Origin of the sequence: Aeromonas sp. 3P (assembly GCF_051919745.1) — a bacterium.
GTDB lineage: Bacteria > Pseudomonadota > Gammaproteobacteria > Enterobacterales > Aeromonadaceae > Aeromonas > Aeromonas veronii.
In genome coordinates this window covers 2,785,001-2,798,170 of record NZ_JBQBED010000001.1, presented here as the reverse complement: position 1 = coordinate 2,798,170, position 13,170 = coordinate 2,785,001, and the positions used below count along the sequence as shown (strand labels likewise).

13 protein-coding genes (1 of these 13 running past the window's edge) are annotated in these 13,170 nt (G+C 60.9%); 6 read left to right on the top strand and 7 right to left on the bottom strand.

Annotation, left to right across the window (positions count from 1 at the left end):
* Positions 1–22: 22 nt before the first annotated feature.
* From ACTG19_RS12835 to blrA, 6 genes are all read right to left on the bottom strand, one after another.
* A complete protein-coding gene (locus tag ACTG19_RS12835; protein ID WP_439989137.1) occupies positions 23–1,420 on the bottom strand; it encodes a DUF4832 domain-containing protein in 1,398 nt (465 codons plus the stop codon).
* A 134-nt stretch (positions 1,421–1,554) separates the two neighbouring features.
* A complete protein-coding gene (gene creD, locus ACTG19_RS12830; RefSeq protein WP_113740535.1) occupies positions 1,555–2,910 on the bottom strand; it encodes a cell envelope integrity protein CreD in 1,356 nt (451 codons plus the stop codon).
* A 117-nt stretch (positions 2,911–3,027) separates the two neighbouring features.
* Entirely contained in the window at positions 3,028–3,507 is a 480-nt protein-coding gene (locus tag ACTG19_RS12825) for a DUF1566 domain-containing protein (protein WP_439989136.1), read from the bottom strand.
* An 83-nt stretch (positions 3,508–3,590) separates the two neighbouring features.
* Positions 3,591–4,385, bottom strand: coding sequence for an OXA-12 family class D beta-lactamase (gene blaOXA, locus ACTG19_RS12820; RefSeq protein WP_439989135.1), 795 nt, complete (start codon positions 4,383–4,385; stop codon positions 3,591–3,593).
* 81 nt (positions 4,386–4,466) lie between these two features.
* Positions 4,467–5,888 carry a beta-lactam sensor histidine kinase BlrB gene (blrB, locus tag ACTG19_RS12815; protein WP_439989134.1) on the bottom strand — a complete coding sequence of 474 codons (1,422 nt, stop codon included), beginning with the start codon at positions 5,886–5,888 and terminating at the stop codon, positions 4,467–4,469.
* Positions 5,885–6,559, bottom strand: coding sequence for a beta-lactam response regulator transcription factor BlrA (gene blrA, locus ACTG19_RS12810; RefSeq protein WP_047437750.1), 675 nt, complete (start codon positions 6,557–6,559; stop codon positions 5,885–5,887). Before blrA ends, blrB begins: the two co-directional genes overlap by 4 nt.
* A 122-nt stretch (positions 6,560–6,681) precedes the next feature.
* On the opposite strand from blrA, the gene ACTG19_RS12805 reads away from it, so the two are divergent.
* Both ACTG19_RS12805 and glmS read left to right on the top strand, forming a co-directional pair.
* A complete protein-coding gene (locus tag ACTG19_RS12805; RefSeq protein WP_005339356.1) occupies positions 6,682–7,455 on the top strand; it encodes a DeoR/GlpR family DNA-binding transcription regulator in 774 nt (257 codons plus the stop codon).
* Positions 7,456–7,511: 56 nt separating this feature from the next.
* The gene (gene glmS / locus ACTG19_RS12800) at positions 7,512–9,344 is read left to right on the top strand and encodes a glutamine--fructose-6-phosphate transaminase (isomerizing) (RefSeq protein WP_201990978.1); all 1,833 of its coding nucleotides are present in this window, start codon (positions 7,512–7,514) and stop codon (positions 9,342–9,344) included.
* A 74-nt stretch (positions 9,345–9,418) separates the two neighbouring features.
* Here the strand turns inward: glmS and ACTG19_RS12795 are convergent, their stop codons facing one another.
* On the bottom strand, positions 9,419–10,195 hold the full coding sequence (locus ACTG19_RS12795; RefSeq protein ID WP_005339360.1) for a helix-turn-helix transcriptional regulator: 777 nt from the start codon (positions 10,193–10,195) through the stop codon (positions 9,419–9,421).
* Positions 10,196–10,405: 210 nt separating this feature from the next.
* Here ACTG19_RS12795 and ACTG19_RS12790 point away from each other — a divergent pair, with 210 nt between their 5' ends.
* The 4 genes in view from ACTG19_RS12790 to ACTG19_RS12775 are tightly spaced (each overlapping or abutting the next) and all read left to right on the top strand, a layout consistent with a single transcriptional unit that may run on beyond the window.
* Positions 10,406–11,167 (top strand): DUF3450 domain-containing protein, encoded by a 762-nt coding sequence (locus ACTG19_RS12790; protein ID WP_005357258.1) that lies wholly within the window; start codon positions 10,406–10,408, stop codon positions 11,165–11,167.
* Complete coding sequence (locus ACTG19_RS12785) at positions 11,164–12,468, top strand: MotA/TolQ/ExbB proton channel family protein (protein ID WP_439832488.1); 1,305 nt, start codon at positions 11,164–11,166, stop codon at positions 12,466–12,468. The genes ACTG19_RS12790 and ACTG19_RS12785 overlap by 4 nt, the downstream gene beginning before the upstream one ends.
* On the top strand, positions 12,465–12,995 hold the full coding sequence (locus ACTG19_RS12780; RefSeq protein ID WP_005339367.1) for a MotA/TolQ/ExbB proton channel family protein: 531 nt from the start codon (positions 12,465–12,467) through the stop codon (positions 12,993–12,995). Before ACTG19_RS12785 ends, ACTG19_RS12780 begins: the two co-directional genes overlap by 4 nt.
* On the top strand, positions 12,992–13,170 hold the 5' portion of the coding sequence (locus tag ACTG19_RS12775) for an ExbD/TolR family protein (RefSeq protein ID WP_005339369.1). The gene runs 223 nt beyond the window's last position; only the first 179 of its 402 coding nucleotides appear in the window; its start codon is at positions 12,992–12,994; the stop codon falls past the right edge of the window. The genes ACTG19_RS12780 and ACTG19_RS12775 overlap by 4 nt, the downstream gene beginning before the upstream one ends.

The window sequence follows — 13,170 nt, the reverse complement described above, 5'->3', positions numbered from 1 at the left end:
CTCCTGCGGGAGCCCTCTTGCGTTACTGGATGTCGATCTCGGCCAGACGATACCAGCCACTCTCTTCCAGACCGGCAATGCCGAGCTGCAGGGCGGGCTGCTTGTCCTGACCGATGAAGGCCAGCTCCAGATAGTAGTGACCGCGTGCCATCCGGCCCGGCAGGGTCAGGCTGTCGCGAGTGGTAGCCTTGCTGCCCGGGATCCAGCGGGTCATGTCGTTGCGGGTCACCAGCATGGCGCCGACCTGCCCTTCCTCGTTGACCAGCCGGTAGGTGAGCGGCCAGTTGCGATAGGCCGGCGCTACTCCGTCGTTGTGCCAGTCGCCGTTGAGGGTAAGGGTAGCCCCCGGCTTCATGGTTCCCTTGAGGGTCAGCTGGTCCAGCACGATGCGATAGCCCATCTTGCGCAGGGCATTGTCGACGATGGGTCGATATTGGGGGGGAACCGGATCCGACTTGAGATTGATGGTGGAGGCGTGTTGGGCCAGCGCCCAGTCAAAGGTGGCCTTGACCTCCTCCATGGTGTACTGCTGCTGGCCTGGCCACTCGCTCAGCTTGCCGCACACCTCGAAACTGACCGGAGCCCTCTGCCAGCTGGAATCGAAGTTCGCCACATTGGCGCGGGCGCTCGCCAGTCGTTCCGGGTAGGCATTGCGCATGTGGCTCCAGCTTTGGGAGAAGTGGTGCCAGTCGCCGAGGCAGTCTGCCCGCCAGCCAGATCCCTTGCCCACTGCATACTCGAACATGGGCAGGTTGTTGATGAGCATCAGCTTGGGGGTTCGCGGAAAAGCGGCCATCTGCAGGTCAACATAGGGTTTGAGCTGCTCGCTGCTGTAGCGCTGTTCCAGCGTCGGGCCGGGGAAGTTGCTCATGTGCCACTCCCCCCATGAACCTATCATGCCGATGTCGACATGACTCAGCGCCGGATTGCCATCGTAATGGTCTCCCAGCGCCTGAAACAGCCGGGTAGCACGGGCGAGGAACAGCGGGTCGCTGTAGTCGGGCACAAAGGTCTGGTGGTTGTTCCCCCACTCTCCCCGAATCCCCTTGTTGATAAGCCACTCCGGGATCTTGCTGCCCGAGAAGGGCTCATCAAGGGTCATGACCCTGAGGGCAATCGACTGTTTCGGGGTGGCGTGCTGTGCCTGATCGATGGCCCTGTCGATCAGAGCAAAGTTGTATTCGCCCTCCCGTGGCTCCAGCTCGCTCCAGTAGAAGCGGAAGTAGTCGACCGTGCTGACCGGATGTTCAGCCAGAGAGAGGGGATGACCCCAGCTGTTGTGAAACTCTTCGATACCGACGCCGGGATTGTGCAAGAGGTCTTCGACCGGTTCGGGATGAATGGTGAGGGTGCCGGCCAGAGCTCCCTGAGCCCATAGCAAGCCGGAATAGAGCAGGATCCTGCCCGGATGCATTTTCATGTGATCGTCCGCCTGTGGAACATGGTTGCATGCTAGGAAATTGGCGGACAAAGGCCCAGCCGGTTCCGCTGTTTTCGAGAAGAACCGACTGAAGCCTTTGTTGTCTAGGTCAGAGATTGACGGAGGTTGTGCCCTCAGTCGTCATTGTCATGTCCGGCTGGGCGGGATTCGACACTCTGTTGCCCCATCACCTGATACCAGTCGAGCTTGCGGGTCAGCATCATGATCAGCGTCAGGGTGGCGAACAAGAGCAGGGCACCGAGCAGCAGGGCGATCTCTTCGGCCTGCAGCAGGCTGTAGAGGATGGCATAGACCAGCCCGAGCAGCGCCGCGAAGCCGATCCCCTGCTTCGGGCCGCCCAGCACATGGCTCAGATAGAAGCCGTTGAGCAGCACGCTGGCCAGCGCGGCCACCAGATAGGCCCAGCCAAAACCGAGGTGTTCGGTCAGCGCCAGCAGTACCAGATAGAAGATGGCCAGCCCCATGCCCACCAGCGCGTACTGGATCGGGTGAACCCGCAGCCCCTTGAGCAGCTCGAACATAAAGAAGCTGATAAAGGTGAGGCCGATAAACAGCAGGGCATATTTGGCCGCCCGTTCGTTGAGCTGATAGTGATCCACCGGCTGCACCAGACTGACGCTGAAGGTGGAGAGATTGCTATCGCCCCCGTTCATCATCCGGTTGAAGCGGGTCTCCATGTCGCTGGCGAACCAGCTGGTTTGCCAGTTGGCCTCAAACCCTTGTGGGCTCAGGGTGCGACTGCCCGGCAGAAAGTCACCGATAAAGTTGGGGTGGGGCCAGTTGCCCGCCAGCTGCAGGGTGCTCTCCTTGCCCAGCGGGACTATGTCGAGGGCGTTCATCCCCTGTAGATTGAGCTCCAGATGGAAGGTGCCATCCTGTTGCGGCAGGCTGTCGATCGGGGCATGGATACCCGCGAGCGCATCACCGAGGCGGGCGCCGGGGGCAAACGGGATCCGCTGTGTGCCGAGTTGCAGTTCGGGGACGCTGTTGATACCGCGGGCATCGGAGAGCACCAGACTCAGGTAGGGTTTACCCGCCACCAGCTCGGCCGCTTCATCAAGCGGTGAGGTCGCGTCATTCAGCAGACTCTGTCGGGTGGGCAGGCGGCCGGAGAGGGTGAGCCGAGTCTGATAGACCTGTGCCTGATAGATGCCCAGCTTGCGCGGGGTGACCTCCATGTTGGCCTTGATATCCAGTTGCTCCGGCAGCTGGTAGCGGTAGATCTGCTCCTGACGGACGAAGCGCTTGCCCTCCTGCTCGACCGTCACCGAACGGGTATAGGGCTGCACGATAATGGGCCCCATCAGTCGTTGCGGGCCGCTGTTGCTGGCCATGATGCTGTGAATGGCCTGACTGCGGTAAGCCTGACGCTCCCGGTTCAGCTCCATGATGGATTGCACCGGCACCATCAACAGCAGGCTGAGCAACAGCAGCAGAAAGATCTTGTGGGTGAATATCTGTTTGACCATGACACGTCTCCTTGTTGGATGGAGTGAGTCTGTCAGTCCGGCGTGAAGTGGTGATGGGCTTGTGTGAAGTGGCGGTGAACTGTTGAAAAACGGCGCCATCAGGCGCCGCGGGATTGTTCAGGGGCGGGAGCGCACCAGTCGGGCGGCTTGTGCGAAACGATCGGTGTGGCCGTCGATGAGTCCGTGCATAAAGTCGATGTAATAGACCAGTTCCGGCATCTCCTCAATGGAGCTGGAGGTCCAGTAGGGGGCTGAATTTTCCCCGTTGTCATGGATATCGGAGAAGAAGCGCGGGTCTGTCATCGGCGCCCGGCAATCTTCGTCGAGCAGGGTGAAGAGCTCCTCGATGGTGGGGAGTCGCCACCCCTCGCCAAGGCGGGCAGCTTCATCTTTGGCTTCAAGCAGCGTCAGCAGGGCCGGTGTGCCCACGCACCCTTTCCCCTCCTGCCACTGGCTGCCGAGGCTGCACGCCTGCCATTCGAGGTGGTTTAGCCGATCATGGGTGACTTCTCCCTGCCTACTCAGGCGGTCGGAGAGATCACAGGCAGCCAGCGCCATGCTGGCCGGAAGCCAGAGCAGCAATAGAAATAATTTCATGTTTGTCTCGTTTACGAATGGCGGTCAGCCCGTCGCTGGTGGGCTGACCGTAGTTATCGGGGTTTATCTGGCGGGAAGCGAGCTCACTGCTTTTTAAGTTGTGCAGGCAGGGCAGCCAGCACCTCTTCTTTCGCCTTGAGGGAGGCGAACTGCTTGCCGGGCTTTTGCACCACGGTATGGACGAAGATCAGCTGTTTGCCCGGTTTGCTGGCCCAGCCGACGAACCAGCCGATCTGCTGATCGCGGTTGAGGCTGCCATCCAGCTTCTTCGGGTAGCCCATGCCGGTCTTGCCGTGGATCTGCCAGCCGTCGATCTCGTTCACCTTGAGGATATTGGCGGTGTACTGCAGGGTCCGCGCCGAGACCGGCAGCTTGCCGCTCAGCATCTTGCCGAGGAAGCGGGCCTGTTCCTCCGGACTGATGGCGAGGCTGGAGCTGAGCCAGGCCTGGGTCAGGCCGTCATGTTTGCCCGGATTGCCGGAGAGATCCCGATTGCCGTAGTCGAAGCGGTCGACATATTGCTGGAAGCGCTCCATCCCCAGCCATTCGGTGATCTGCTGGGAGAACCAGACCACCGAGTAGGTTTCCCAGCGGCGCGGGGTGGTGGTTTCACGCCAGGCGGGCAGCCAGCCATCATAGCTCGGTTTGTAAGGCAGTGCCGGATGCTCTTCATCCACCAGATAGCCGCTGTCGTAACCCATCAGCGCCAGCGGGATCTTGAAGGTGGACGCGGGTGGCAGCTGGCTGGAGCAGTCCCCTTCGCTGGAGAGGGGCTGGCCGTTGCCGTCAGCATAGAGAAAGCAGCCGCTGGTGGCGGAGGCAGGCAGGGCTGCGAGCAGACCGGCAGCCAGCAGGCTGGAGAGAAGCAGGCGGGACATAGCATTTCCTTGAGCAAATGGATGAGAGAAAGCGGCAGTCTAATGCCGCTTTGTGTGGGGAATGTGAAGTTGCGGGGGTGACTAGGCGAACGGCAGCCAGAGTTCCGCCAGCGCGCCTCCTTCCGGCCGGTTGCTCAGGGTCAGACGGCCGCCATGCTGGTGGGCCACCTCATGGGCGAAGCTGAGCCCCAGACCGCTGCTCTTGCCCTTGTTCGGGCGCGGCAAGGAGTAGAAGCGCTCGAAGATGCGCGGCAATGCGTAGTCGGGAATGCCGGGGCCGCTGTCGGTGACCCGAAAACAGTAGCCCTCCTCCTGCTGGCTGCCGCTCAGGGTTACCTGCCCGTTGGCGGGAGAAAAGTCGATGGCGTTGTCCAGCAGGTTGCCGATGGCCTGCTCCACCAGCAGCGGATCCCACTTCTGTTTCGGCGCGCTGGCCAGCTCGGCCACCAACTCGACCTGACGGCGCTGGGCGATGATCTGGCGGGCGTCTAGGGTGCGCTTGCCCAGTTTCGCTGGCTCCACCGACTGGCGATCCAGCCCCTGCCCCGACTCCAGCCGCGCCAGTTGCAGCATTCGCTCGATCAGCTGCTGCATGCGCGCGGTTTCCTGATTGATGTTGCCGATAAACCGTTTGGCAACTTCGGGGGGCGGCGTTTCGGCCAAAATCTCCCCTGCCCCGCGAATGGCGGCCAGCGGGCTCTTCAGCTCGTGGGTCAGGCTGTGCACATAGGCTTCGATGTAGCTTTTGCCATCGAGCTGGTGGCGCATGGTCTCCAGCGAGCGGCCGAGCCGATCCAGCTCGACGGTGTGCAGCCGTGGCAGCGGTGCCGCCTCCCCCTTGCTGACCGAGTCGGCGTAGTGCACCAGCTTGCCGATGGCGCGGTTTAGCCACCACACCAGCAGGCTGCCGATCAGCAGCGAGATGAGCAGCATCTGGCCGCCGGCCCGCAGTAGCTCCTGTTCCCCGCGCTCGATGGCTGGCATCAGGGTGCGATTGGGTTTGGCGACGGTGAGGGAGCCGATGATCTCTGCCCCTTCCCGCAGCGGTGCCGCCACATACATGGTCGAGCTGGCTGCATCGTCGGGATCGGTGCGGGTGCTGCGGGCGCCATATTGGCCGCGCAGGGTGCGGTAGACATCGTTCCAGCGGGAATAGTCCTTGCCCAGATCCGTGCCGTCGGAGTCGTAAATCACCATGCCCTTCTGGTCAGTGACATAGATGCGGTACTCCGCCTGCTGCTTGAGGTGGCCATCGATCATCGCATTGATGGGATTCTGGTTGAGGCGGGCGAAGGCGCTGGCCAACCGCCCGTTCATCATATTGCCCTCTTTCAGATCATCGAGGGCGAGCGGCGCCAGCAGCTGGGTCATGTCTACCAGAGTATCCTCGGTGGCGCTGCGCACCCCGGGTTTTATCTCCTCGACGAAGATCTCCAGCACGAACCAGGCGGCCAGCGCGAAGATCAGCAGCAGGCCGCACAGCAGTTGCAACCCGAGTCTCATGCCAGCTCCAGGCTGTAGCCCAGCCCGCGATGGGTGAGGATCAGGTTGGCCTCGGGATCATGTTCGCGCAGCTTGGCGCGGATGGTCTTGATATGGGTATCGACGGTGCGATCCAGACTCTCCTCCGCATCCTGCCACACCAGATCCATCAGCTGCTGGCGGGAGTAGACCCGCCCCGGCGCCAGCATCAGGGTCTTGAGCAGCAGATATTCGTAGCGAGTGAGGGCCAGCGGCTGGCCGCGAAAGTGAATGCGGGCCCGCTCCTCATCCAGTACCAGCAGGGTGCTGGGCTGGGGGGCGACGGGCTGGCTGCGGCGCAGGATGACCCGCACCCGGGCACACACCTCCCGTGGCGAGAAGGGTTTGGCCACATAGTCGTCGGCACCGATCTCCAACCCGATCAGCCGGTCTATCTCCTCGCTGCGGGCGGTGAGGAACATCAGGGGGATATCGGTCAGCGCCCTCACCTGCTTGCAGAGTTCGAAGCCGCTGATGTCGGGCAGCCCCACATCGAGGATCAGGAAGTCGGGTCGCGTCTGTTCCAGTCGTGTCAGCAACTGCTGGCCCAGCATGAACCACTCCACCTCGAACCCGTCGGTCTGCAGGGCGTAAATCAGGGTGTCGGCGATGCTGGCCTCATCCTCCACCAGCCAGATGACTCTCTTTTGCATGGCATCCTCGTCGCAAATTGGCACCCCATTCTGGCATCGAACTAAATCGGATCCTATTTGCTGTTTTATTTTTCCGAAAAAGGGGCTAATATTTCGATGTTCTTTCGAATCGAAACTTAAAAATGACCAAACGTAATACTCAACAACGCCGACACACCATAGTGACCCTGGTACAAGAGCAGGGTGAAGTGAGCGTCGACGCCCTCGCCAAACACTTTTCTACCTCCGAAGTGACTATCCGTAAAGATCTGGCGGTACTGGAGACCGGCGGTCTGCTGCTGCGTCGTTACGGTGGCGCCGTCCCCTTGCCGAGCGAGATGGTGGTCGAGGCCAATCCTGAACAAGTTTCGAACCGAAAGTTAGCCATTGCCCGTGCGGCGGCCGAGCGGCTGCGTGATCACAACCGTGTCATCATCGACAGCGGCAGCACCACCAGCGCCATGATCCCCATGCTGGGCAACAAGCGCGGCCTCATCGTGATGACCAACTCCCTCAATGTGGCCGGAGCCCTGCGCGAGCTGGAAAATGAGCCTACCCTGTTAATGACCGGTGGCACTTGGGACCCTCACTCCGAATCCTTCCAGGGGCAGGTGGCGGAACAGGTGCTGCGCTCCTACGACTTCGACCAGCTCTTTATCGGTGCCGACGGTATCGACCCGGAACGTGGCACCACCACCTTCAACGAGCTGGTGGGCCTGTCGCGGGTGATGGCCGAGGTATCGCGGGAGGTCATTGTGATGGTCGAATCGGAAAAGATCGGCCGCAAGATCCCCAATCTCGAACTTCCCTGGTCGAGCATCCATACCCTGGTGACCGACGAGGGGCTGGCCAGCGAGGCCAGAGAACAGATTCAAGCCCAGGGGGTGACGCTTATCTGCGCCCCGGTCACTTGCTGACATCGAGCTCTGAACCATCCAACTGACTTTACGATTTGCATCTCAAGGAGAAGTGTATGTGTGGCATCGTCGGGGCTGTCGCCCAACGTGATGTGGCTGAAATTCTGGTAGAGGGCCTGCGCCGTCTGGAGTACCGCGGTTATGACTCAGCCGGTGTGGCCGTGTTCAGCGCCAACCAGCCGTTGCAGCGGGTTCGCCGTCTGGGCAAGGTGGCCGAGCTGGCCAAGGCGCTCGACGAGCAGTCCGTCCATGGTGGTACCGGCATCGCCCATACCCGCTGGGCCACTCACGGCGAGCCTTCCGAGCGCAATGCCCACCCCCACGTCTCCGAGCATATCGTGGTGGTGCACAACGGCATCATCGAGAACCACGAAGAACTGCGGGAAGAGTTGAAGGCGCTGGGTTATGTGTTCAGCTCCGACACCGATACCGAGGTGATTGCCCATTTGGTCCATCACGAGCTGAAGAGCGCCGGCAGCCTGCTGGCCGCCATGCAAACTGCGGTGAAGCAGCTGCGCGGTGCCTACGGTACCGTGGTGATGGACAGCCGCGACGACAGCCGCGTGGTGGTGGCCCGCTCCGGTTCACCGCTGGTGATCGGCCGCGGTATCGGCGAGAACTTTATCGCCTCCGACCAGATGGCGCTGCTGCCGGTGACCCGTCGTTTCATCTTCCTGGAAGAGGGTGATGTGGCCGAAGTGACCCGTCGCGATGTGCATATCTTCGATACCAATGGCAACGCCGTGGTGCGCGAAGAGCAGGAGTCCGAACTCTCCCACGATGCCGGTGACAAGGGTGAATACCGTCACTACATGCTCAAGGAGATCCACGAGCAACCCAAAGCGATCACCAACACCCTGGAAGGGCGTCTGGGCAGCGATCGCGTGGTGGTCGAATCGTTCGGCAACGGCGCGCGCGCCATCTTTGACAAGGTCGAGCACGTGCAGATCGTCGCCTGCGGCACCTCCTATCACTCCGGCATGGTGGCTCGCTACTGGTTCGAAGAGATCGCTGGTGTCTCCTGCGATGTGGAGATCGCCTCCGAGTTCCGCTATCGCAAATCGGTAGTGCGCCCCAACAGCCTGCTGGTGACCCTCTCCCAGAGTGGCGAGACCGCCGATACCCTGGCGGCGCTGCGTCTGGCCAAGGAATCCGGCTACATGAGCTCGCTGGCTATCTGCAACGTGCCGGGCTCCTCGCTGGTGCGTGAATCGGATCTGGCCTTTATGACCCGTGCGGGGGCAGAAATTGGGGTGGCCTCCACCAAGGCGTTCACCACCCAGCTGGCTGGCCTGCTGATGCTGGTGGCCTCGGTTGGTCACTGCCGTGGCCACCTGAGCGCAGCCGCCGAAGCCGAACTGGTCAAGGCGCTACAAGCCTTGCCGCTGCGTATTAAAGAGAGCCTGGCGCTGGCCAAGGATATCGAAACCCTGGCCGAAGAGTTTGCCGACAAGCAGCACAGCCTGTTCCTCGGCCGTGGCAGCCAGTACCCTATCGCCATGGAAGGGGCGCTCAAGCTGAAAGAGATCTCCTACATCCACGCCGAAGCTTACGCCGCTGGTGAACTGAAGCATGGCCCGCTGGCGCTGATCGATGCCGAAATGCCCATCATTGTGGTGGCGCCGAACAACGATCTGCTGGAGAAGCTCAAGTCCAACGTGGAAGAGGTGCGCGCCCGTGGCGGTATCCTCTACGTGTTCGCCGATGCCGATACCGGCTTCAAGAGCGACGAGACCATGCGGGTCATGAACCTCAACCATGTGGAAGAGGTGATCGCCCCCATCGTCTATACCGTGCCGCTGCAGCTGCTCTCCTACCACGTTGCCCTGATCAAGGGCACTGACGTGGACCAGCCGCGCAACCTGGCAAAATCGGTGACCGTTGAGTAAGTCACTATCTGATAAGTCACTCTCTCAAATGAAAAAGAGCCGCTATTGCGGCTCTTTTTGTTTCGGCTGAGGGGTTACGACAGCCGCAGGTTGGTGATGGTGACCTCGTCGAGGGAGGGCACTATGATGCCGCTGGTGATCCCTTTGGCGATGGCCTGACTGCGGTTCTTCGAGTCAGTCTTGTTGGTCACCTGGGTCAGGTGAAAGTTGACCGTCCGCTCACTGATGCCGAGGATGGTGGCGATCTCCCAGGAGGTCTTGCCCTCGCTGGCCCAGAACAGGCACTCCTTCTCCCGATCCGACAGTTCGGTCAGGTATTTCATCATATCCGGTCTGCTTTTGATCAGTTGCAGTGCGGAGTTGAAGATGTAGCTGGCACAAAACGACAGCAGCGGAACATTTTCAAACATCAGATCGGAGTTGGATTTGTCCTTGGTGATGAAAGAGAGGATGCCGTGCTCCCCCTGCGGGGTGTGCAGCGGAAAGGAGACGCCATTGCGTACCCCGAAATCAGCCGCCAGGTTCATCACGTCGCGGCTGGCGCTGGGCAGCCAGGGCGAGTCGCAGTCGAGCTTGTTCCAGAAGATCGGCTGGGTCTGTTTCAGCCCCAGATAGACCACCGGATCCTGGGTCAGATACTGGTTTTCGCTGTAGGCGTCAAACCAGGTGGTCGGACAGTTGTTGAACAGTGCCACGTGGGATTTTTGCATGCTGATGGGGAAAATAATCAGCAGCCGAAAGTAATCAAAGCCCATTTGATGACTGAAGCGCTCCAGCAGTTGCTGGATATCGCTGGTTTTTGTTGCCTTGGTGAACTTGTCGATATGTTCCCAGATCGCATCGTTGAGCATTACTTTCTCCTTTTTCGATCTCTATCACACTGATCGAAAAGATTTTTTATCGTTATTTATATTTGTGCGGTGGCTATTGGCGCCACTTATTCCGTGCGTGCTTAAAAATTATCCTGTTTTTGTGCATAAAGGCCAAGAAAATCCTCTCGTTGCCAGTCCGCCCCGCATTTGAGATAATGATAATAGTTATCATTAGTAAGATGTATTTCAATGAACAAATTATGGGGTGTGGCCCTGCTGCCACTGTCAGTCCACTTTGCTGCCATCGGGGATGAGCTGGTTGCTCCCGCCCTCAAGAACAGCATAGCTGCCGGGAAAGCCTCCCAGCAGCGGGTGGAAAAAGCCGCCGATGCCGCTGTTGCCGCACGACTGGAGCTGCAAAACGCCCAGCTGCAACTGCGCGACCTAGAAGCCTACAACCGCTACATGCAATCTCTGGTGGCCGATCAGCAAAATGAGCTGGGTAAATTGAGCCAGCAGCTTGAAGCGGTGCAAGAGACCCGTCAGGGCTTGATCCCGCTGATGTTGCAGATGCAGGCAGATCTGGAACAGCTGGTGCAAAACGACATCCCGCTGCGCAAGGAAGATCGGCTGGCGCGGGTTGAACAGTTAAAAGCGACCCTAGCTCGCGCAGACGTTAGCGAGGCAGAGAAATTCCGTCAGCTGCTGCAGGCCTATCAGATTGAAGCCGAGTACGGCAGCCGGATGGACAGCTATTCCGCCGAGCTGGAGCTGGATGGTGCCCCGCGTCGGGTCGATGTGCTGGCGCTGGGCCGGGTCTCCCTGCTGGCAATGACGGCCGATCGCAGTCAGGCATGGCGCTGGTCTGCCGAGGCGAAGCAGTGGCAAGCCCTCGATAGCCAGTGGCTCTCCCCCATCGCCGAGGCGATGGATGTGGCCGCCGACAAGAAAGTTCCCCAGTTGCTCAATGTCCCCCTCTCTGTCAGCCGCAGTCAGGAGGCCCAATCATGAGAGTCACCATGAAGTGGTTCCCCCTCCTTATTGCCCTCTCCTGCGGTGCCAACGCCGCTGTCGCCGATGAGTGGCAGCAGCAGGAACTGGCTCGTGAACAGCAGGCTCAGCAAGATCTGGCGACCGTTGCCAAGGAGCTCGGCACTGCCCGCGCCAGACTGGCCGAGGCCCAGCGCTTGAGCAAGGAGCTGGCTGGCAAGTTCGCCAGCAACGAGAAGCAGCTGGTCGAGCTTAACGCCCAGTGGGAGCAAGCCTCCGGCGACATGAACGAGATCTTCGCGGTCACCCGTCAGGGCGCCAGCGATGCGGTCAAGCTGCTGAGCGAATCCGCCGTCGAGGGCCAGTACCCGGAGCGTCTCGCCCCGCTGAAAGCCATGGCACAGGATAAACAGGTGCCGGATCGCGCCGCCCTCGCCCTGCTGCCCGTCACGCTGCTGCAGGAGATCCGCGAATCTGGCCGGATTGCTCAGTTCAACGGCAAGGTGCTCGATGCCCAGGGGGCTGCCAGCGAGCAGTCGCTGACCCGGGTTGGCAGTTTTGCCCTGCTGGGGAGCGAAGGCTTCCTGCAACCGACTGCCGAAGGCTTGAGCCCGGTACTGGGTCTGCCCGGTAGCGTGCTCTCTGCCGTTGCGGCTTATCAGGGTCAGGAAGGGGAAGCGCTGCCGCTGGATCCTTCTCATGGCACTCTGCTGGCAATGCTGGCGCAGGCGCCCACCTTCTGGCAGCAGGTGCAACAGGGTGGTCAGGTCGGCGCCATTATCGTGCTGCTGGCCGCCATCGGTTTGGGAATTGCGGCGGTACGGCTGTGGAGCCTTTCCCGTGAGCTGGGTCGGGTTCGTCGCCAGCTCAAGAGCGGCGAGTATCACGCCGACAACGCCCTCGGCCGGGTGCTGACGGTGGCAGACAAACACCCCGAGCTGAGCATGGAGACCCTCGAACTGCGTCTTGATGAGGCGATCCTGCAGGAGACTCCTCGCATGGAGCGCGGCATCGGCATGGTCAAGGTGATCGCGGCCATCGCCCCCATGCTGGGTCTGCTCGGTACCGTGACCGGGATGATCGGCACCTTCCAGGCGATCACCCAGTTTGGTACCGGCGATCCCAAGATCATGGCGGGCGGCATCTCCATGGCGCTGGTTACCACGGTACAGGGTCTGGTGGCGGCCATTCCGCTGATCCTGGCCCACAGCCTGCTGCAATCGCGCTTCACCGAGCTCTCCAATGTACTGGAGCAGCAGGTAGCCGGCATTCTGGCCGAGCGCGCCGAGAGCAATAACGGCGGGATGGAGCGAGCAGCATGATGCTCGACATCTGGCAACAGCTGCAGAGCTTCATGGGCCGTGGCGGCCCTGTGCTCTGGGTCATTCTGGCCCTGCTGGTGCTGATGTGGATTTTGATGATCGAGCGGTTGCTCTACCTCAATCTGGGTTTTGGCCCCTTGCAGCAACAGCTGCTCGGCCGCTGGCAGGCCCGCAGCGAGCGCCACAGCTGGCACGCCCGAGCGATCCGCAGCCGCTGGCTGGCACAGGCGGAGCTGGAACTGAACCGTCATCTGATCTTCATCCGCACCCTGGTGGTGCTCTGCCCCATGCTGGGGCTGCTGGGCACTGTGACCGGCATGATCGGCGTATTCGATGCGTTGGCTGCGGCCAACCGCTTTAACCCGGAGAGCATGGCGGGCGGGATCTCCCGCGCCACTATCCCCACCATGGCGGGCATGGTGGTGGCGCTCTCCGGCGTGTTGTTACTCAGTCGGCTCGAGAGTCAGGCCAAGCGTGCGCTGGCCAAGACCCGGGACGGCCTGCGAGAAGAGAAGGTAATGCAATGAGACGGCAATCCAAACGCCAGCGTGACGAAGTGCAGATCGACATGACCCCCATGCTGGATATCGTGTTCATCATGCTGATCTTCTTTATTGTCACCACCTCCTTCGTGCGTGAAGCCGGGCTCGAGGTGCACAGACCCCAGGCCAGTCAGGCCAAGGCGCAGAAATCCTCCAGCAT

What these genes read in the sequence shown, in the direction of transcription:
- ACTG19_RS12785 (WP_439832488.1), top strand. Translation starts at nt 11,164, where the DNA reads ATGAGAGTCACCATGAAGTGGTTCCCCCTCCTTATTGCCCTCTCCTGC.
- ACTG19_RS12835 (WP_439989137.1), bottom strand. Translation starts at nt 1,420, where the DNA reads ATGAAAATGCATCCGGGCAGGATCCTGCTCTATTCCGGCTTGCTATGG.
- blrB (WP_439989134.1), bottom strand. Translation starts at nt 5,888, where the DNA reads ATGAGACTCGGGTTGCAACTGCTGTGCGGCCTGCTGCTGATCTTCGCG.
- creD (WP_113740535.1), bottom strand. Translation starts at nt 2,910, where the DNA reads ATGGTCAAACAGATATTCACCCACAAGATCTTTCTGCTGCTGTTGCTC.
- blaOXA (WP_439989135.1), bottom strand. Translation starts at nt 4,385, where the DNA reads ATGTCCCGCCTGCTTCTCTCCAGCCTGCTGGCTGCCGGTCTGCTCGCA.
- glmS (WP_201990978.1), top strand. Translation starts at nt 7,512, where the DNA reads ATGTGTGGCATCGTCGGGGCTGTCGCCCAACGTGATGTGGCTGAAATT.
- ACTG19_RS12795 (WP_005339360.1), bottom strand. Translation starts at nt 10,195, where the DNA reads ATGCTCAACGATGCGATCTGGGAACATATCGACAAGTTCACCAAGGCA.
- ACTG19_RS12780 (WP_005339367.1), top strand. Translation starts at nt 12,465, where the DNA reads ATGATGCTCGACATCTGGCAACAGCTGCAGAGCTTCATGGGCCGTGGC.
- ACTG19_RS12805 (WP_005339356.1), top strand. Translation starts at nt 6,682, where the DNA reads ATGACCAAACGTAATACTCAACAACGCCGACACACCATAGTGACCCTG.
- blrA (WP_047437750.1), bottom strand. Translation starts at nt 6,559, where the DNA reads ATGCAAAAGAGAGTCATCTGGCTGGTGGAGGATGAGGCCAGCATCGCC.
- ACTG19_RS12790 (WP_005357258.1), top strand. Translation starts at nt 10,406, where the DNA reads ATGAACAAATTATGGGGTGTGGCCCTGCTGCCACTGTCAGTCCACTTT.
- ACTG19_RS12825 (WP_439989136.1), bottom strand. Translation starts at nt 3,507, where the DNA reads ATGAAATTATTTCTATTGCTGCTCTGGCTTCCGGCCAGCATGGCGCTG.